Below are 19672 nucleotides of genomic sequence, written 5' to 3' on the forward strand. Positions count from 1 at the left end.
ACAATAAGATAGTTATATTAATTTCATTAATAATTTTGAAAAATCAATTTTTATAAATGTTAAAAGTAGAGGCAAAAAATATGATAATTAATAATTCGCAATCAAAAAACGCATCGAGAGAGAGAGAGAGAGAGAGAGAGTAATAAGAATTATTTAAACTTCTCTATAGATACATCCATGTTTATTTTAGAACTTAGAAAAATTTTAGGAGACATTACCATAAATCAATTAATATTGGAGATGGGATGAACAAATGATAAGTATTATTCTAAAATTGTAAATGGTTATATATGTAAAAAAACACTAAAAAGAAAATATAGTAATCCAACAGTTAACTATATTTTTGGTGGTATAAGACATGCTATGAATTATTATGATCATTGAAAAGAACAAAAAATTAAAATAAAAAATTTAATAAATGAGCATTTTACTAATTGGTAATTTTTTTTGAATTCTTTATTTCTTTTCTATACTGTTTTATAAATTTTTTATCTTCTGTATTTAATAATTCTTCACCATAGTGGGCAAGAGCTTTATTTATTTCATCATTTGTGTAATGTCAATTTTCCTTTTTATTTTTATAATTTTCAATTCTAATAAGAACTTTCAAAAAATTTTTTTTAAAATTTTTATTTCACTCATCAATTTCTTTTCTTCTTTTATTGTATTTTTCCATATAATCTGGATCATTTCTTATCTTTACATCCATGTCCATTAAAATATACATGATTCCAGTTTTAACAACTTGTGAAATATATAATGGTTTATTATAAACATATAGTTTTTCAAAACGATTTCAGTATTTAGTATTCTTACTTATTTTTTCATTATCTTTTAACATTTTTTTATGAACTAAATCTTCAAGACTACTTCCAAATGGACATGCAGTACATCCAAGTCTTGAAAATCTTAATTTATCTATATTATGTGTTTCTCTATTGTAATCATATGCTGGGTTAACTTCTATATTATTTTTTTTAATATATTCTCAAACATCATTATTAGTTCATAATGATAATGGTCTACTCATAGGATGGTTTTTTGTAAAAACATTACAACCATTTTTAATTCATGATTTTTTTCTAAGCAATGATTCACTAGCCATTGTTCCTACAAAAGAAGGTCTTTTATCATGCTTCAATCCTCCTTTTACAAAATCACAACACTTTTCTGAAAAGTCATATTGTACTTTTACATTATTTTCATCAAAATAAAAAGTCATATCATCATCCAATAAAAAAACTCTTTTTTTTGATAATTTAAATCTTGCAGAATCTGCTATACCAAAAGCTCATTTTGATAAGCCAGTTTTTTTATTCAATCTTTTTAAACGATTTATCATCACAGATATTTGTTTTGAATATATGGGAAATCCTTTAGTATGTAAAATTTGACTTCATGGTTTAATTGGTCTAACTAAAAGAGCATTTGTTAAGCAATCATATTTTTCTTTATAATTTTCAACTGTTTGATTAATGAATCTAATAGTTTCAGGAAATGTTATTTCCATAGCATATGCTGGAACTAATACAATTTTTGATTTCATTTTCTTATGAACTTTTAAAACTAAATCTAACAATACTGTTGAGTCTTTGCCACCACTAAAAGAAACCAAAACTTCTTTTCTTCCATCAGAGTTATTATAAAAATCCTTTTCACATCAAGTTAAAAACTCTTTAATTTTTTCTTGTGCATGATAAATTTTATCTTTTAATGGCATATGTGATGAAAGTTCATCAACATGGATTCTACGTGATTCAATAGAGTTCATTAGATCAAAAAAATATTATTGATTAAAAAAATCAATAATATTCTCCTTTCATTATTTACTTCCAAAAAATAATAACAAAAATAAAAATAATGCAGAACCACATATAGTTGGGTTTAGATATATTTTTTTAATTCTTCTATTGAATTTGTTTTACAATTTGTCACATCAATATGACACTTTAATTTCTTAAGTCCACCTTTATGTTCAAAATGTATTTTAGGCAAAATGCTATTATCTAAAATAAAGCATTCTACTTTATCTAATAACAAACAACATTCATCAATAAGTTTTCTTAAAGTTTCATCATAACATCAAGATTCATATTTATTTTTTTTATATAAAATTAATTCATTTGATGAATTTAATAAATCGTATAATTCACAAATATTGTAGACTTTATCAATAGAATTCTTTTCTAACAATTGATATTTAGAAACTACAAATATTTTTTCATTACATTCTTCAAGTTGTCTTTCATCAACTATTATTTCTGACATATTTTTAGTTGTAGATTTAACTTCAACATATACTCTATTAAAATTAAAATCATATACACTTGTATCTAAGCTTCTTATTTTTTCATCAGCCTTAATGCCTAGATCTTTACATTTAAGCATAAAAACTAATTCTCCAATATCTCCAAGCAATTCTTCTTTAACTTCCTTTTTAAATTTTATTTTACTAAATAACTTGATAACAAAATCAATGGCATCATATTCACCTATATTTTCATTTTCTATTTTTTGTTCAATAGTTTCATGGATTGATTTTAATAATTGTTCAGGCATATTTTCAAAGTTTATTATATGGGCTTCTATTTTTTCTGATTGATTTAAACTATCTGCAATATTTCAAACACCATTATATTTTATGAATGAGTAATTTATTGCTTGAAGTTTTTTAATTGATTTCAAATCATTTGTAATAAAACCTAGTCCAGTAATCATGGGCTTACTTGGATTAGTAGTGTTTCACAAAAACACTACAGTACTATTATTTTCTTTTGATTGCACTTGTCGACTCCACATTAATATTTATTTTGTCTAATATATTTATTTTTTCTACATAATAGCTAATATTTTTCGTAGAAACTCCACCTTGAAATAAGTCAAGATATGACTCAGATTCTTTCAATGAATCTAAAACTTTTTTATTCATAAATATTTTTAAAAATTTAATTCTATTATTCTTTTTTCTATTCCCAAATCATCTACATCTTTGTAATAAAGTATCTACAGCCACTTTACTTTCATTAGGAACATTCAAAAATAATTCTATGGTTAAATATTCAAATGTAAATCCTCTAGAAATCATATAACCACCAACAATGATACAAAATTTCTTCTTCCCACTTTTAAATTTTTCACTATCATTGTCTGCATTCAATAAAATAAAACAATTTTCAATATCATTATGTAAATAAACAATTATTTCTTTAATTTTTTTATAGATTAAATCAACTGTATATTCTTCAATGATTGATTTGTCTTCACACCACTTAATAATAATTTTTTTTATTCAATCTTCGTTTTGAATGTTTTTATAAAATAAATCAAATATTTCTATAATGTTTTTAAAAATTATTTCTTGCTTGGAATTATTTATTTCAACATTAATTAATAATTCTGACTTAAAATATTCATCATCAATTAAACCCCCAGATGTAGAAATCAATCATTGTATGAATACTTTACGGTAAATTATAGAAATGTTTTCATTTTTTTTAAAATCAGTCAAAATATAATTATTTGAATTATTAAAGTAATGTAACCCACAATAATTATCATAATGTTTTAAAACAACTAATCTATTTGGATATAATTCCTCACTATTGCTAGACAATATATTTGCAAAAGGCGTTCCTGTAAATGAAGCTAATTTTCCAATGTGAATCCTATTATACAATTTGGATATTAAACTATATATTTTTGATTCATTTTCAGGTGATATATTAACACTTGCAAAATCGCACTCATCATCTATAATTAAAACTTTTTTATTAACAAGATTTATATTATCAATATAATCAAATAAATCATTCAATTGTTTATATGTTTTTAATACATTAACTATTACATTATTTCCAGATTCAATATTTATCTTTATCTTATCAAATCAATGTTTATCAATGAATCTAGTTTTATCCATATTGATATTATTTTGAAGTCTATTATTTGTTTGACCAAAAAGAATTTTATTTATTCCAGCTAAAACAATTATTAAACAATAACCATTTTTAACACCATTTATAATAATATTCTCCATATTTTTTGTTTTACCAGATTGCACTTGTCCTATACATAGGACATGTTCTTTATTAACTCCATTATCATTTAATAAACTATTATTTCAATTGTAAAACTCAAAATTATTATTATTATTGTTGTTGTTTTCAGTAATTGGTAAATTATGAGTAATTTTATCAAGTAAGACAAACATTTGTCTATTCTTCATCTTTATTTTCCAATGCACGAACTACACTATTTATAACATCATAAAAACTTTTTGGTTCTTCTTGATCATCATCTATATTTAAAAAATCACTTAGTAATTTATTTCCATCTAAATATAAATATGAAATCACTAGTAACAAAACAATTGGATATGTAACATTTGATCTAAGATCAATTTTAGAATCTTCATCATCCATAAATGGTTTTCAAAATATATGATTAACATCAATATAAACATATATATTTTTATACTCACCATCATAATCATCATGCACTGTTATAAAGTCAATATTTTTTTCATTAGATTCATCTATTCAAATTTTTATATTTTCTTTCTTTAATGTAAAACATGGCTTTGAACGTCTATCCTCTGGAGAAATTTGGATACTAGCATCTATTTTGTATTGATTACATATTCTTTTAAAATTATTAACTATTTTATTTTTATTTCTATCTGTCTCTTTATCTAATGTTGAAGAAATTCTAAAATATTCTCAACCTACTATTTTTATTAATAATTCATGTAATGCATCTCATATGTCTTTTAATTCTTTTGTTAAATTTTCATATCCATTAAGACTTCAGTTGAATTGGCTTTTATTCACATCTGGTACTTCTATTCCTGTTAAATCTATTTCACCGTATAGACGTCTTCATGTTGGGTTCCCACCACTTGCTTTTTTGTTTCTCTGTGTATTTTCATCAAATTGAATACATGAAGACCCAGATGACCCATCTATTTTATAATTTGGCCCGTGGTTTATTGCTCTTTTTAAATGGAAAGTAGTCACTCCAGAATATGCTGCAAATCCACCTGTTTTAGCATCTTCTTTCACACTATAATCTATTATGCCATATGTTAAAGTTGTAGTTTTTTTAGTATTTTCAACTTCAAATTCTATATCTATTTTGTCAATTAATGGTTCACCATTAAGTAACTTCAAACAAAATTTATTTAATATATTTCTTTTTTTTGGAAAATCATTCATTTCTGGAAACTCATCCATTAATTCTTTAATATCTTTTTCATAATTTTCTAAAAATTTATTTTTATCATAGTCCTTTTTATTAAAAAAAATCTCTTTAAAATTATTTAACAAAAAAGGTGTGATGAATTTGGGTTTAACAATTTCATTTGCATCATTTTTAGTTTTTTTATCATCTGAGCTTAGCCAATTAATTTTAATTTCCATTCCACTAAAACTATTTTTATCATTTTTTAATAATTCTCTATATCTTCATCCAAATGCATCTGTAATTAGTTTCAAATCTTTTATTCATTTATTAGGATATATTTTTTCAATAATTATAGTTGTACCAGATTCATATTGGACTTTATTGTAAGGGGATAATTTAGATTCAACACTTACTGCTTCATTACTTTCATGTTGACTTGTCCTTAATTCAACATAATATTCATCATTATTTTTTGTTTTAGAAAAAACTATTCCATCTTTTCCTTGTCAAAAAATGGCCAATTTCATACCAACACCAAATTGGTTGTAATGTGTATCTTTTTTCCCTGTGGTATCACTTGGTTGCATTGAATTTACTAATTCATCACTATTCATACCATTTGCATTATCAGTAATTATAACTTTTCTATTTGTTTCATCTCTTTCATCAAATGTAATTGATATTTTTAAACCATCAACACTTTTTTCTAAATTATCTTTTCCTTGTCATGAAGAAATAGAATTATCAATAAATTCTGCTAATGCCAATCATAAATTAGTTTTTTCATTTTTATAATTGCTTATCATTCCATATGTAGCAACTAATTGTTTGAAGCTCATTTCTTTCTCCTAAATAAAATATAAGAAATCATTTTAAATTTTATTTAGTTGGCATCTATATACAACCATCTATATGATCTAAAAATTAATAACAACAAATTTATCATTTATTTTTTAAAAGCAATAGAAATAAAAAAGGATTAAAAAATCATTTATTATACCATTATGCAATTTATAAGTGCAATAATTTATAAAAAATAATGTAAAATATAATAAGATATTATTTTTATACCCAAAGGGGGAGTAATGTTAAGGGATTTATTCAAAGATCGTAAAATCGTTATTTTTGATATCAAGACAACTGAAGAAGGAATGAATTCAGAAATTCTTTACTTTGCAGCTAGAGTTTACATCAATAATGAAATGGTTTCTAAACACAATTTTTTTATTGCTACTGATAACAAGATCAATGGAAAAATTATTAGAAAATATAGAATAACTAATAAAAAAATTGAAAGTGAAGGAATTGACAAAATGTCAGCTCTTGAAAACATAGCTTTCATTTTTCAAGATGCTATTTTATTTACATATAATGGTGACAATTTCGCATATCCTTTATTGGAAAAAATTTATCACCAATATGGATATAATTTAGAGTTATCAGAAATCGATGCATTAAAACTTGCAAAACAAATAATAGGTTTTGATGATGACATTTCATTAGAAGAACTAGCTACAAAACTTGGTATTAAATATGATGAAGAAAGATTATTAGGTTCACCATACACAACTATGGTGCTTGAAAAAATTTGATTCAGACTAAAATCGTTCATCATCTAAAAAACGATCTAATAAAAGACATAAAACATTCGCCACATTCGCTATTATCTAGAGTGTGGTTTTTATATTTCACTAAATACACAATCATATTATTTATTAATATAGCTATGTTATAATTATTTTTAGTTAAATAGATGAAGGGTGGTGATTATATGCCAAAAGTTGAAGTAAAAAATGGTGATCTTGAAGCAGCATTAAAAAGTTTTAAGAGAATTACATCAGAAACTGAAAAGTGTAGAAAACGTCACGAATTCTATTTAAGACCAGGATTAAGAGCAAAAGAAAAAGAAAAAGCTGCTGCTAAAAAAAGAAATAAATATAATAAAAGAAATAATAATCGTTAAAAACTCTATCCATGTTACCTATGGATAGAGTTTTTATTTAAATTATTTTTAAATATGTTGTATTTTCACATTTTACAACATTAATATCTGAACAAAATTTATTTATAACATTTTCAATAACTTTTATAAAAATTTTTTCAGCAATATGACCAATATCTATTAATGACATTCTTTTATTAAAAGCTAAATTATATAAATGCCATTTAATTTCACCAGTTAAAAACAAATCAATCTTATATTTATTTTTAATTGAATATAATTCACTACTTCCAGATCCACCAACAACAGCAATTCTTTTAATGTTTTTGCTATTAATTAAATGGTATGAATATTCATCATAAATTACATGATTTAAATCTAAATAATTTTTTATATATTTTAAAATAGATTTGAAATCTAATTTATTCTTTAATTCTCCAAAAAATATATAAGGAGATTCTTTTAATTGTTTAATTTCTTTCAATTTAAGTTCTTTTAATAAAGAATAATTCATTCCTTTTTTGGCTTTATCAAAATTTGTATGAAGACTTAAAATTGTAATATTATTATTTTCAATTATTTTAATTAGTTTTTTAATATGGTTAAACTTTAAATCAGATTCATTAATGTAAATTGGATGATGAGATATTATTAATTTTATATTATTATTAATTGCTTTATTTATAACATCAATATTAATATCTAAACTGACTAATACATCTGTTACATTAAAATTTTCATATTTATTAAAAAAACCTGAATTATCTCATTCTTCTTGTGTATTTAATGGATATAATTTGTTAAATAAATCAAATAATTTAATAAGTTCCATATTTTTCTATATATCTTTCTATTCTTTTACATTTCTTATATAAATTTTTATTTTTTTCTTTTAATGATTCATAATCCTTTTTTAATAACTCTGCTTTTAATTTATCAATATAATATTTATCTAATTTTTTTATTTTTCTAATTCCAAATTCAATATCTTTTTTGAAAATAAGTTTTTTACCTTTTAATTTTGAAAAACATATTATTTCATAATAAATATTGTTTTCTAAAATAGTAGTTTCATTATAAATTTTAAATTTATTATTCTTAATTCATTCTCTTAATTTATCATAACCATTATTTGCACAAATAATATAATATTTAACATTGTTAAGACATTTTGAGAGTATCTCTATTATTGTAGTTGCACCCATTCCTGCAATAACACAATAATCTATATCAATAGAATTATCAAAAGATTTAAAACCATCACTTAAAATATTAAAAATTTTATTAGAATATTGTTTTGTATTATTAATTGAATTTTGTAATGGTTGCGGATTTTTTTCTATATTATAAACAATATTTGATTTATTATTTTCAACTAATAATAAAGACAAATATGCGTGATCACTACCTACATCTACACACACATTTGCCTTTTCAATAAAAGAAGCTATTGTTTTAATTCTCATGATTTGATTCAGTAAATCCTTTAAGAACACCAGATTTTGATGGGTGCTTAATTTTTCTTAAAGCTTTTGCTTCTATTTGTCTTACACGTTCTCTTGTTATTTTAAAATGTTGTCCTACTTCTTCTAATGTCATAGGATTAGCATATGGAGTCAATCCATATCTCATTCTAATAATTTTTTCTTCTTTTTCAGCTAAGTTCTTTTTTAGAATATCATCAATATGTTCTCCCATTAAGGCTTTTTCAACATACTGTTCTGGAGTTAAAGCATCATTATCTCTAACAAAATCTACAAATTTTGACTCTTCATCTTTACCAACAGGTTTATCTAATGAAACTGGATCAACATTTAATTTTTTAATACTTATGATTTTTTTAGGAGTAAATCCTGCTACATTACCACCCATTGCATCACTTAATTCTTCAGGTGTAGGATCTCTTCCTAAATCTTGCATTAATTGTCTTTCAGTTTTTGATAATTTATTAATTGTCTCAACCATATGAACTGGTATTCTAATTGTTCTTGCTTGATCTGCAATTGCTCTAGTAATTGCTTGTCTAATTCATCATGTTGCATATGTTGAAAACTTATTACCTAATTTATAATCAAATTTAGTAATAGCTTTCATTAACCCTAATGAACCTTCTTGAAGTAAATCTTCAAGATCAAGACCTCTATTTAAATATTTTTTTGCAATAGAAGTTACAAGTCTTAAGTTAGAAGTCATCAATTGATTAATTGCATAATCTCTAATATATTGATCTTCACTATCAAGCATTGCTCCAATTTCTTTTTCTTCATCAGCTGTTAACATTTTAGATGAACCTAAAACATTTAAAAATGATTTAATACCATCATCAACTTTATCCCTTGTTGTGCTACCATAAGTCACAGGATCATTTACCATTGAGTCAATTCTCTCAGCAACTGTATTTTTTAATGATTTTATAACTGATGAATTTTTAGATTTAAATGGATTTGAATCCAGTGTTAATCCATTAGCCTCAAATCATCTGAATAAATCATCATATTCAGAATCAGATAAACCATATTTATCAAAATGAACTAATATTTCTTCAGCAGAAACTTTCGCTCTTTTTTTCTTCTTATTTAAATGGTCTTTTATAAATTTATTTTTAGCAGCATCTATATCACTTAAATCATGCCCTCTTGAAATATTACCTTCAAGAATACCGCTGCTAATATAATCTTTATTTAAAGTCGCAGATAATTCTTTATCTTTGTTTTTCTTTCCAAAAGCCACATTTGTCTCCTAATTATAATACAAGCATTTTATTATTATAGCATTTAAAACAACAACAAAATCAATAGATTAAATAAATAAAAATATACTATTTTAACCTAGTATATTTCTTAAAACTTCATTAACTATATCTGGATTTGCTTGTCCATTTGTATCTTTCATTACCATACCAATAAAAAACTTTTCTCCTCTTTCAGGTCTTTGTTTATATTGTTCTACCATATTAGGATTATTATCAATATATTTTTGTAAAATATCTCTAATAATATTTTTGTCAGTAATTTGTTTAAAATTATTTTCTTCAATTATTTGTTCTACACTTTTATTTGTTTCATAAATAAACTTAATAATTTCTTTTGCTTGTTTACCATTTATTTTATTGGCTAATAATAAATTAATCATATTACCTATATTGTCTAATTTTTCTACTGACACACTTTTAATAGTTGAATTATTTTTAGCTAATATTCCAACAAGTTCAATACATAATCATTTTATAACTTCTTGTTTATTATTTACAATACCATCTAAATAATTAAATGCATTGTATAAATTGACATCATCTAAAAGTATATTTATAAATTCATTTGATATATTAGATAAAAGCAATTCATTTTTAATATCATTAATATTTGTGTAATAAATATTAATTGATTCATTAATAAAATCAGAACTTATATCTCTAATATATGTATTTGGTTCTGTCATATAATGATAATCTACTGCATCAGTTTTTAATCTCATAAATTCTGTTTGCATTGTTTTATCATTAAACTTTCTTGTTTCTTGCTGAACATTTTTATTAGATAAAATTAAATTAATTTGTCTATTAACTTCATACTCAATTGCTCTTTCAACATTAGAAATAGAATTGATATTTTTTATTTCAACTCTTGTACCATATTCATCTGAAAGAACATGATTAACCGAAATATTAACATCTGCTCTCATTGAACCATCTTCTAATTTTGCATCAGAAATATTATTAAATATTAATATTCTTTTTAATTCTTTTAAAAAATCACAAGCTTGTTTGGCACTTTTTATACAAGGTTTTGTAACAATTTCTATTAATGGCATTCCTGCACGATTGTAATCTAATAAAACATTATTGTTGTCATCAATAAATTGTTTAGCAGTGTCTTCTTCTAAGTGGATTCTTTCAATTTCTATAGATACATTATCATCAATTTGAATAACACCATTTCTTCCTATTGGATTATACTGTTGAGTTATTTGAAATCCTTTTGGTAAATCTTGATAAAAATAATTTTTTCTATCAAAAGATATTGTTTTTGAAATGTCCATGTTTAATGCATATGCTAATGTAATTCCCTTTTGAATACAAGTTTTGTTAGGTTGAGGCATTGTTCCAGGATGTCCTAAATCTATAGGAAAAATATTGTCATTTGGTTTACAATTATGATCAGATTTTGAACTTGAGAACATTTTTGTTTTAGAGTTAATAACAGTATGAACTTCTATTCCAATCACTGTGTTAAATAAATTTTTCATCTTATTAATCTCCATTGTTTAAAATGTAATTTATATGTTTTGCAATTGTTAATAGCTGCTTATCATTATTCATGTAACCCATTAAATTTATACCTATAAAATTATTGTTATTTTTATACATAGGTAATGTAATTGATGGATATCCACTGAAATTAGCAATTTGCAAATAATCATCAATTAATGTGTCATTATATTTTTTTGTTTCAACATCTGTTTTTGTAGGGGCTCATGTAGAACTTCCTGGCATAATTACAAAATCATATTCTTTAAATATTTCTTTAGCTTTCTCTACAATAAGTCTTCTAATTTTTTTAGAAGAAACAAAAAGATCATCATAATTTTCAACAAGTGTACAATAACTACCAAACACAAATCTTCTTTTTAATTCTTTACCAAAATATTTTGATCTAGTATGAGAAATAGTTTCCTGAAAATTTTGTTTAATATCTTTTTGTCCAAAAGGAATTCCAGTAATATTTTGATAACAACTAACAGCTTCAGAGTAACTTATTATTTTATATACTGGTGCAATTGCTTGAATTAATTCAACAGGAAAATTAATTGGTCTAATTTTAATTTTATTACCTTCAATTTTCTTAATACTATCTAAAAAGATATTTTTATTTTCAGATGGCATAAAATCTAAAATATTTTCCAAATAACATATTTTAACAATCCCTTTAATTGGATCATTTAATGATTTATAAAAATTGTGTTTTTCTTGTATTTGACTTGTGAAATCTTGCTCATCATGTTTACAAATGCAATCTGCAACTATTGCAACATCTGTAACTGATTTTGTTAAAATACCTACATGGTCAAGAGAGGGAGAATATGGGAATACTCCAAATCTTGAAATATATCCATAACTTGGTTTATAACCAATTATTCCCAAATAGCTTGCAGGTTTTCTAATTGAATCACCAGTATCTGTACCTAATGCAAATGGGACAGTATCATTTGCAACCAATACAGCAGATCCTGATGAAGAACCTGATGTTATTCTTTCTTTAAAAAATGGATTAACAACATGACCAAATCCAGAAAAAGTTCCTGTTCCTCCTAATCCAAATTCATCAAGATTTGCTTTTGCAACTGGAATTGCACCTGCTTGATTTAATAATTCTACAACATGTGCATCATAAGGACTTATATAATCTTTAAAAAATAAAGAACCACCTGTGGTAATAGTGTTTTGAACATTTATGTTATCCTTTATTGCATATGGAATACCATTTAATAATGATGTTTTATTATTTTTATTATTGCTATATTTATTTACTATATTAATGTAAGCATTAAGATTTTTATTTGATTCTAATGTTTTTAATGTTTGATTTATTAATTCCTGAGAAGTTATTTCTTGATTATTGATTTTTTTATTTAAATTAATAATTTTACTCATAATTAAACCTTAATCAAATTCTTAATAACTTCTTTTGGATGTTTTAATAATGACTCTTTATTTTTAAAATCTTTTATAATATCTTCTCTAAAACCATTACTTGTTTGAATTTCTGGAAAATCTAGTGGTTGAACATTTAATAAATTATATTTCTCAGAATGAAACACAGCCAAATGACTTAAATCATCAACTGATTTCTTTATTTCTTCCTTAATAATTTCTATTTCATCATCACTCATATTCATCATTAAATTTGAAGAAATTTTTTTCATATCAAATATAGTAATATTTTTTTTCATAGTAATTAATCCTCCTGTAATTTAATATGCAATGCTTCACTTAACTCTTTTTCGTAATCATATGTAACTAATGGAGTAACAATTGTATATACTGGATAAATAATAAACATATTTAAAAACACCATAGGAATAAATAAAACAGATCTTATTGCCAACCATTCAGTTGGACCTAAAGATGTTACCTCAGCATCAAAATGAGGCATTGCAAAAACATTAACAAACATTTCTGTTATAACAACACATGTTATTGTTGCACAAAAAGCAATAAATTTATCTGATGTTTGTTTTTTCTTTTTTCTATTTGGATTAGTATTTGAAAAATACTTTCTTTTTTCTATACTATTTCTCACTCATCTTAGATTAAGAAAATAAAAAGTTCATAGAATAATAATGGTAATTCCTGAAAAACTTACCAATATTACAATCATTGTCATCTTTGGAATTAATATATCTGCTCCAAATTTTATTTGCAAACCTGTTTCTGGTGTTTGTGTATAAAAATAATAAAAAGTAATAATACCTGTTAATAATAATGCAATTGTTGAATAAATAGCAAATCTTAATTTATTTTTTGAACTAAAAGTCACAAATGTTCTAATAAGTCCAGCTATCAAACCATATCCAATTGCAGCAACAAAATACCCATAATGAAATATACCAGCTGTCATTAATACAGACAATAAATCTGTAAGCATACCAATAAATAATCCTAAAAATGGTCCAAACAATAATCCTCCAATCTTAATTAAAATACCTTCAATTGTTACCCTGGTACCTGGGAATGCCCTAAATAATACAGAAAACAAATTAGAAGTTATTATTGTCATTAAAATTAGAACTGCAACTGATAAAGCAATAGTCATTGAAATACTTGCTATACCCTTTATACTTGGTCTGGGTATCACAAAGTATTTTTTCTTTAATCAAAATCTATAATAAATTTTTTTAATAATACTTGCAATTACAATTGAAATAAAAAAAGCACAAAATATTAAAACAATACCAATGACATTTAATTGGCCATTAGTATCAACAAACGGATTACCACTCCTAATACTGACATTTAATATATTGTTGTTATTACTCATATTTTACTTCTTTAATATTAATATATTTTACCAAAATATAATACTTTTATTCATTGATAAAAGTAGATTATTAATTTTCGAAAATACTTTTGAATTTTTAAATGATATATGACAACTAAAAGGTGATGGATGAGATGTTTTAATTATAAATTGTTTATTATTAACAATTAATGCTTCTTTACTTATTGCATTATTTCCCATCAATAAAAAAATTACATTTTTTAGATTACAATCAATTTCTTTAATTATATTATCAGTAAAAATTTCTCATCCTTTATTTGCATGAGATAATGGTTTATTTTCTAAAACTGTTAAACAAGTGTTCAAAAGCAAAACATTTTGACTTGCAATATCAGATAAATCACAATTGGTTCTTGTAATATTTAAATCTGTTTTTAACTCATTAAACATATTCATTAATGATTTTGGTTTAATATTAAGACGAGTAGAAAAAGATAATCCATCAGCCATTTGTGGCACATGATATGGATCTTGACCCAAAATTACTAATGTCGTATTTTCAAAATCAAAAAAATTAAAACATCTAAATATATCATCTTTACTTGGACAAACTTTTTTTGTTCTATATTCATTATTAATAAATGACATTAAATCTATAAAATATGGTTTTTTAAATTCATTTTCTAATATTTTTTGTCATGATGTTTTAAGTTTTACATTATTCATAATTTAAGCCTTAACTGTTGTTAAAAAACTTTTAAATTCCTTAATGTTATTAATAAATTTTGAATAATCATCAACTGTATTGATTGATGGTGTAGAAGTTATTTTTCCCATAGCTGTATTAAGTAAATTTGAATTACTAAAATCATTCATTCCATTTTTATCTTTATTTTCATTTAGAGCAAACAATAAAGGTGTAGTTTCTTTTGAAATTGATAAATTAGATACAGGTAAAAATTTTGCTTCATAAAGTCAATTAGAAAATTTATCAGAAGCACCATCTTTATTAAAATCTAATGTTGTTTCATAATGTGCTGTTCCATTATTTGTAATTTCAGTTAAATTCACCAATTTTTTTATCTCATCATCAGTAGGTTTTTGATCCTTAGACTTAATAACATATGAAGAAAATTCAAACTTTGGTCTTAGTGTAATTTGAACATTTACTTTTAAACTAAACTCAGTTTTTGAAGGTTCTACTTCTTTATTTCATGCGTTATATTTATTAACATAATTTTTAATAGGATCAATGCTTGTAATATAATCTTTAAATTTATTTTGATCTTCAGGATAATAATATCTATATGTTAACTGTAAATTCATTGTAGGAGCATCACCAATTAAATACCCTTTATTTGTAAAATATACTCCATTTTGATTTTCAGCTAATTTATATCCATTTGTTTGATCATAAATATAAATTTTTTGATCTTCTTTTAGTGTAATTGGAGTAGATAATTTTTCAACAAATATCTTACTATTAGCACCAGAATCATTATAAGGCAAATAACCATTTGATAAACCATTTATACCAATTTCTGATAAATATAATTTTATTTGATCATTTCTACCTTGATTTAATGTATTAGAAGAAGCATACATAAATTCTTTAAATAATAGGTTAGGAGCATTATTTGTAAGTGTGTCAGATGTATCAAAAACTAGATTTTTATCATATATTAAATTTTGATTTGATTTATCTTCACTAAAGTGTGATAAATTTATTAAACGATCAGCAATTGTTAAAAAAGGCAAAATACCAGTTAAATAGAATTTAACAAGATCCTTTGTTTTAGTTGCTTTTGAATCTAATTGTTCTTTTGTGTCTGCATTATAAATAACATTGTTAGAGCCATAACCAACATAGTATTTTTCAGTACCAATATTCATTTTAACAGCAGGAACATATTGACTTAATTGTCCACAAGAGGTTAATGCAAAAATTGGAACAGCAAGTAAAATTCCACATGAAGAAAATAAAACAACTTTTTTAGACATACTATTATCTCCTAATTATTTTTAAAATTTGTAAATGAAACATCTATATATTTACTTATTGATTTATTAAACACTAAATCAACACTTCCAATTGCTCCATTTCTATTTTTTGCAATAATAAATTCTACTACAACATTATTTAAATCTTGCTTAGAAGAATTATTTTCATTATTAATCATATCCTTATAATTTATAAAGCAAACTAAATCAGCATCTTGTTCAATAGCTCCTGATTCACGCAAATCTGATAGCATAGGTTTTCTTCCTTCTGCTTTTCTTTCTTCTATTTTTCTTGATAATTGAGCTATTGCAATAACTGGTATATTATATTGTCTTGCCAAGGATTTTAATGATCTAGAAATACTTGCAACCTCTTGCTGTCTATTCATATTTATATTAGTTTTTGCTCCCTTTAATAATTGAAGATAGTCAATAACCAGAAGTTTAATTTCTTTATCATTTGACATTTGTTTTATTTTTGACTGTATATCAATAATAGACAAATCACTTGAATCATCAATATATAAAGGAAGATTATATAAATTTGATATTGCATCAGTAATTAGACTTGTTTGCAAAGAATCTAATTGCCCTGTTTTGGTTGCACTTATTTCCACACCAGATTCAATAGAAACAATTCTTTGACAAACTTGCAAATTTCCCATTTCCATTGAAAACATTAATGCAATTTTATCTTTATCATTTTCCTGATTATTTTTGTTTTCTAAAATATTCTTTGTTGCATTAACTAAAAAATTAATTGCTAATGCAGTTTTCCCAACTCCAGGACGAGCAGCTAGAATAATTAAATCACCACCTTGAAATCCATTTGTAATTTTGTCAATTGAGGCATAACCTGATGTTGTTCCAGTCAACAATTCAGTTTGATTAGATATTTGCTCTAATTTTTTACTAAATTCTTGTACTATTTTTCCAATACTTTCAATTTCTTTTGATTTTTTATTATTAGTTATATTTAAAAATTCTTGCTCTAAAGATCATAACTTTTCTCTACTTGATATTATATCAATACTTGTAGAATTTAAAGTTTGAGCAAAATCAACAAATTTTCTTTTAATAGATGCATTTTTAATAATATCTATAAATTGAATAATATTTTGTTGATGAGTAAATTTTACATTAGTTTGAATAATATATTCACGATAATTATTAAATTGCATTTCACTATTATCATCATAATAATTTATTAGACTTAAAAGGTCAAAATCTTTTCCTTCAATTTTAAAATTTAAAAGATTTATAAAAATATTTCTATTTTCATATGAACCAAAATCTGATGGCTGCAATTGCAAAAATATATCTTCAATAAATTTCCCTTTATTTAAAATGTGAGAAAGGACAATTCTTTCAATTTCAAATACTGATTCTTCATTAATGTCTTCTTTAGAATCATTCTTATTTGTATTATTCATAATCCCCTCTCTTTTAAATAAAAATCACTTTAATAATTATATATAAAATAAAACTAATATCTTAAGATATTAGTTCAGTTTTATAAATTCAAATTATTTCAACTAATCACCAAATTTTATAGTATCTTGGATAGTGCCATCAACTTTTCTTATAATAATTGTAGAAGATTTTTTTCCAGCAAGTTCTTTAGCTCTTTTAATTGCTTCATCTTTAGTTTCACAAACTGCTGAAACTTTTTCACAATTTTCCATTTTTACTTCCCATCCAATTTTCTTGCCATCTTCTTTTCTTGCAGAAATATAATATATGTTTCTACCTTTTACATCTTTTTTATCAACCATAGTAAAACTCCTTAAGCAATATATTTATTATATAAAATATTAAAGAAATTTAAAAAAATAAACACCTAATTTAGGTGTTATTAATTAATCTTTTATATATGGAATCAATGCAACAAGTCTTGCTCTTTTAATTGCATTTGATATTCTTCTTTGATGAGATGTACAAGTATTTGTAGATTTCTTTGATAAAATTTTCAAATTATAACTTAAATGCTTTGATAATAATTCAACATCTTTATAATCAACATGTTCAATTCCTTTTGCACATAATTTACAAAATTTAATTCTTTTCTTAAAATGTCTATTAGAAGAATAATGCTTATTTTCATATTTTAAAGGTGCATTTGAAGATGAACCAGTTTTAAATACTTTAGTTGGTTTAACAGTTTCATTTTTTTCTTTTGAATCTGATTTTGTAGTAGAAGTTTTTGCTACTTTTTTACTTTCAACTTTCTCTTCTTTTTTAATTGTAGAAACTTTTTTTGTTGTTTCTTTTTTAACTGGTTCTTCTTTTTTTGCTTTAACTGCAACAACTTTTTTTGTTGTTTCTTTTTTAGCAGTTGTTTTCTTTGTTTCTTTTTTAACTACTGGTTTTACTTCTTTTTTAACAGCAGCTTTCTTTGTAGTAGTAGACTTTTTAGTAGTTTTAGATTCTTTTTTATCAGAACCTAAACCAGATGTAGCCTTTATACTAGTTTTTTTTGTATTAGCCATTCTTTTATTTCCTTTCTAATTAATGTCATTCATTCAATCTAAATCAATAATTTCATCAGAATCTTGATTATTTGATGAATTTTCTAAAAAATCACCATTCTCAAAATTATTGTTTTCAAATTCTTGTAATAAATCTTGAATTTCTTTATCACTAGAATCATTATTAGTTTTGTCAACAACATTTTTTGAAGAAGGAACAAAATCATTTGAATCAACATTTCTTCTTGACCCAAAAGGCTTTATTGTCTCAATAACAACTTCAATGATATATACTTTTTTACCTTCTTTTGAAATATAACTTCTTCTAATTAGTTTTCCATCAACAACAACTGCATCACCTTTTTTAAGATAAGTATTTATAAAATTTGCAGTTGATTGTCATGCAACACAAGGGAAAAAATATGCTTCATTTTTATTTCAATTATCAGCACATGCAATGCTAATTCTTGATTGAGTTATTCCATTTTGTGTAACAAATTGTTGTGGGTCACTTGCTAAACGCCCTGCTAAAAATACTTTGTTCATAATAATTTGTATCCTTTGTTTCTTCAAAATAATATTTATTAAATGTCTGTTAATTTTACACTACTTGTGTCTCTTTCAATCTTAGCTTTTTCTTGTTCTGCCAAAATTGACTCTTTAATTCTTTTATATCTATCAGCTCTAAATTTTGATCTTGCAATCTTTTTAGGGTTAATAGTTGATTTATATGCATAATCTTTTTCAAGATTAATAATTAAGTGACGAAGAACATGCTTGTTTAGAAGAGTTACTCTTCTAAATTCTGCAATTATTGATGGATCATCACAAACAAAATTAAAAACAAAATAAAAACCTTTTTTAATTTTGTTAATAGGATATGCTAAATCTCTTAAGCCCATATTAGTAACTTTAAGTTCTTTTGCATTTTTCAATAAATTTTTAGTTTCAGTAATCACTTGGTTAGATTCTGATTCTTTAATAGAACCATTTACAATAACCATAATCTCATATTTAGCCATTTTATCTCCTCTTTATGGGTATAGCCTTAACTCGGCAAAGAGTGCATTTTTTATTGAATG

The 19672-nt window shown here is 23.8% G+C and carries 21 protein-coding genes; 3 read left to right on the top strand and 18 right to left on the bottom strand.

Features of this window, described 5'->3' with window-relative positions; genetic code table 4:
* Positions 1-177: 177 nt before the first annotated feature.
* The gene (locus ACLFO7_RS03500) at positions 178-441 is read left to right on the top strand and encodes a hypothetical protein (protein ID WP_412032124.1); all 264 of its coding nucleotides are present in this window, start codon (positions 178-180) and stop codon (positions 439-441) included.
* Here the strand turns inward: ACLFO7_RS03500 and ACLFO7_RS03505 are convergent.
* The 4 genes from ACLFO7_RS03505 to ACLFO7_RS03520 all read right to left on the bottom strand — a co-directional run bounded on the left by ACLFO7_RS03505 (position 431) and on the right by ACLFO7_RS03520 (position 6020).
* Entirely contained in the window at positions 431-1771 is a 1341-nt protein-coding gene (locus ACLFO7_RS03505; protein ID WP_412032125.1) for a phosphoadenosine phosphosulfate reductase family protein, read from the bottom strand. The two genes, ACLFO7_RS03500 and ACLFO7_RS03505, sit on opposite strands and share 11 nt — an antisense overlap.
* Positions 1772-1884: 113 nt before the next feature.
* Positions 1885-2784, bottom strand: coding sequence for a PD-(D/E)XK motif protein (locus tag ACLFO7_RS03510; RefSeq protein ID WP_412032126.1), 900 nt, complete (start codon positions 2782-2784; stop codon positions 1885-1887).
* Positions 2765-4225 (bottom strand): Z1 domain-containing protein, encoded by a 1461-nt coding sequence (locus ACLFO7_RS03515; protein ID WP_412032127.1) that lies wholly within the window; start codon positions 4223-4225, stop codon positions 2765-2767. The genes ACLFO7_RS03510 and ACLFO7_RS03515 overlap by 20 nt, the downstream gene beginning before the upstream one ends.
* Positions 4215-6020, bottom strand: a complete 1806-nt coding sequence (locus ACLFO7_RS03520; protein ID WP_412032128.1) for an ATP-binding protein — start codon at positions 6018-6020, stop codon at positions 4215-4217. The genes ACLFO7_RS03515 and ACLFO7_RS03520 overlap by 11 nt, the downstream gene beginning before the upstream one ends.
* 246 nt (positions 6021-6266) lie before the next feature.
* Between ACLFO7_RS03520 and ACLFO7_RS03525 the strand changes: the two genes are divergently transcribed.
* Positions 6267-6800 carry a ribonuclease H-like domain-containing protein gene (locus ACLFO7_RS03525; protein ID WP_412032129.1) on the top strand — a complete coding sequence of 178 codons (534 nt, stop codon included), beginning with the start codon at positions 6267-6269 and terminating at the stop codon, positions 6798-6800.
* Between the two features lie 152 nt (positions 6801-6952).
* The gene (rpsU, locus tag ACLFO7_RS03530) at positions 6953-7144 is read left to right on the top strand and encodes a 30S ribosomal protein S21 (protein WP_412032130.1); all 192 of its coding nucleotides are present in this window, start codon (positions 6953-6955) and stop codon (positions 7142-7144) included.
* A gap of 37 nt (positions 7145-7181) precedes the next feature.
* On the opposite strand, the gene ACLFO7_RS03535 is transcribed toward rpsU, so the two are convergent.
* From ACLFO7_RS03535 to rpsF, 14 genes are all read right to left on the bottom strand, one after another.
* Positions 7182-7955, bottom strand: a complete 774-nt coding sequence (locus tag ACLFO7_RS03535; RefSeq protein WP_412032131.1) for a Nif3-like dinuclear metal center hexameric protein — start codon at positions 7953-7955, stop codon at positions 7182-7184.
* A complete protein-coding gene (locus ACLFO7_RS03540) occupies positions 7942-8589 on the bottom strand; it encodes a class I SAM-dependent methyltransferase (RefSeq protein ID WP_412032132.1) in 648 nt (215 codons plus the stop codon). The genes ACLFO7_RS03535 and ACLFO7_RS03540 overlap by 14 nt, the downstream gene beginning before the upstream one ends.
* A complete protein-coding gene (locus ACLFO7_RS03545; protein WP_412032133.1) occupies positions 8579-9853 on the bottom strand; it encodes an RNA polymerase sigma factor in 1275 nt (424 codons plus the stop codon). The genes ACLFO7_RS03540 and ACLFO7_RS03545 overlap by 11 nt, the downstream gene beginning before the upstream one ends.
* Before the next feature lie 93 nt (positions 9854-9946).
* The gene (gatB, locus tag ACLFO7_RS03550) at positions 9947-11368 is read right to left on the bottom strand and encodes an Asp-tRNA(Asn)/Glu-tRNA(Gln) amidotransferase subunit GatB (protein ID WP_412032134.1); all 1422 of its coding nucleotides are present in this window, start codon (positions 11366-11368) and stop codon (positions 9947-9949) included.
* Between the two features lie 4 nt (positions 11369-11372).
* Positions 11373-12773 (bottom strand): amidase family protein, encoded by a 1401-nt coding sequence (locus ACLFO7_RS03555; RefSeq protein WP_412032135.1) that lies wholly within the window; start codon positions 12771-12773, stop codon positions 11373-11375.
* Between the two features lie 2 nt (positions 12774-12775).
* On the bottom strand, positions 12776-13072 hold the full coding sequence (locus tag ACLFO7_RS03560; RefSeq protein ID WP_412032136.1) for a hypothetical protein: 297 nt from the start codon (positions 13070-13072) through the stop codon (positions 12776-12778).
* A 5-nt stretch (positions 13073-13077) separates the two neighbouring features.
* Positions 13078-14160, bottom strand: a complete 1083-nt coding sequence (locus tag ACLFO7_RS03565; protein WP_412032137.1) for a hypothetical protein — start codon at positions 14158-14160, stop codon at positions 13078-13080.
* Positions 14161-14187: 27 nt separating this feature from the next.
* On the bottom strand, positions 14188-14847 hold the full coding sequence (locus ACLFO7_RS03570) for a uracil-DNA glycosylase (protein ID WP_412032138.1): 660 nt from the start codon (positions 14845-14847) through the stop codon (positions 14188-14190).
* 3 nt (positions 14848-14850) lie between these two features.
* On the bottom strand, positions 14851-16122 hold the full coding sequence (locus ACLFO7_RS03575; RefSeq protein WP_412032139.1) for a hypothetical protein: 1272 nt from the start codon (positions 16120-16122) through the stop codon (positions 14851-14853).
* A gap of 11 nt (positions 16123-16133) precedes the next feature.
* Positions 16134-17555 (bottom strand): replicative DNA helicase, encoded by a 1422-nt coding sequence (dnaB, locus tag ACLFO7_RS03580; protein WP_412032140.1) that lies wholly within the window; start codon positions 17553-17555, stop codon positions 16134-16136.
* 102 nt (positions 17556-17657) lie between these two features.
* The gene (locus ACLFO7_RS03585) at positions 17658-17897 is read right to left on the bottom strand and encodes a DUF2188 domain-containing protein (RefSeq protein ID WP_412032141.1); all 240 of its coding nucleotides are present in this window, start codon (positions 17895-17897) and stop codon (positions 17658-17660) included.
* A gap of 84 nt (positions 17898-17981) precedes the next feature.
* On the bottom strand, positions 17982-18233 hold the full coding sequence (gene rpsR / locus ACLFO7_RS03590; protein WP_412032707.1) for a 30S ribosomal protein S18: 252 nt from the start codon (positions 18231-18233) through the stop codon (positions 17982-17984).
* A 393-nt stretch (positions 18234-18626) separates the two neighbouring features.
* A complete protein-coding gene (locus ACLFO7_RS03595) occupies positions 18627-19136 on the bottom strand; it encodes a single-stranded DNA-binding protein (protein WP_412032142.1) in 510 nt (169 codons plus the stop codon).
* Between the two features lie 38 nt (positions 19137-19174).
* Entirely contained in the window at positions 19175-19612 is a 438-nt protein-coding gene (rpsF, locus tag ACLFO7_RS03600) for a 30S ribosomal protein S6 (RefSeq protein WP_412032143.1), read from the bottom strand.
* Between the last annotated feature and the right edge of the window lie 60 nt (positions 19613-19672).

Origin of the sequence: Malacoplasma muris (assembly GCF_046774425.1) — a bacterium.
GTDB lineage: Bacteria > Bacillota_I > Bacilli_A > Mycoplasmatales > Mycoplasmoidaceae > Malacoplasma > Malacoplasma muris.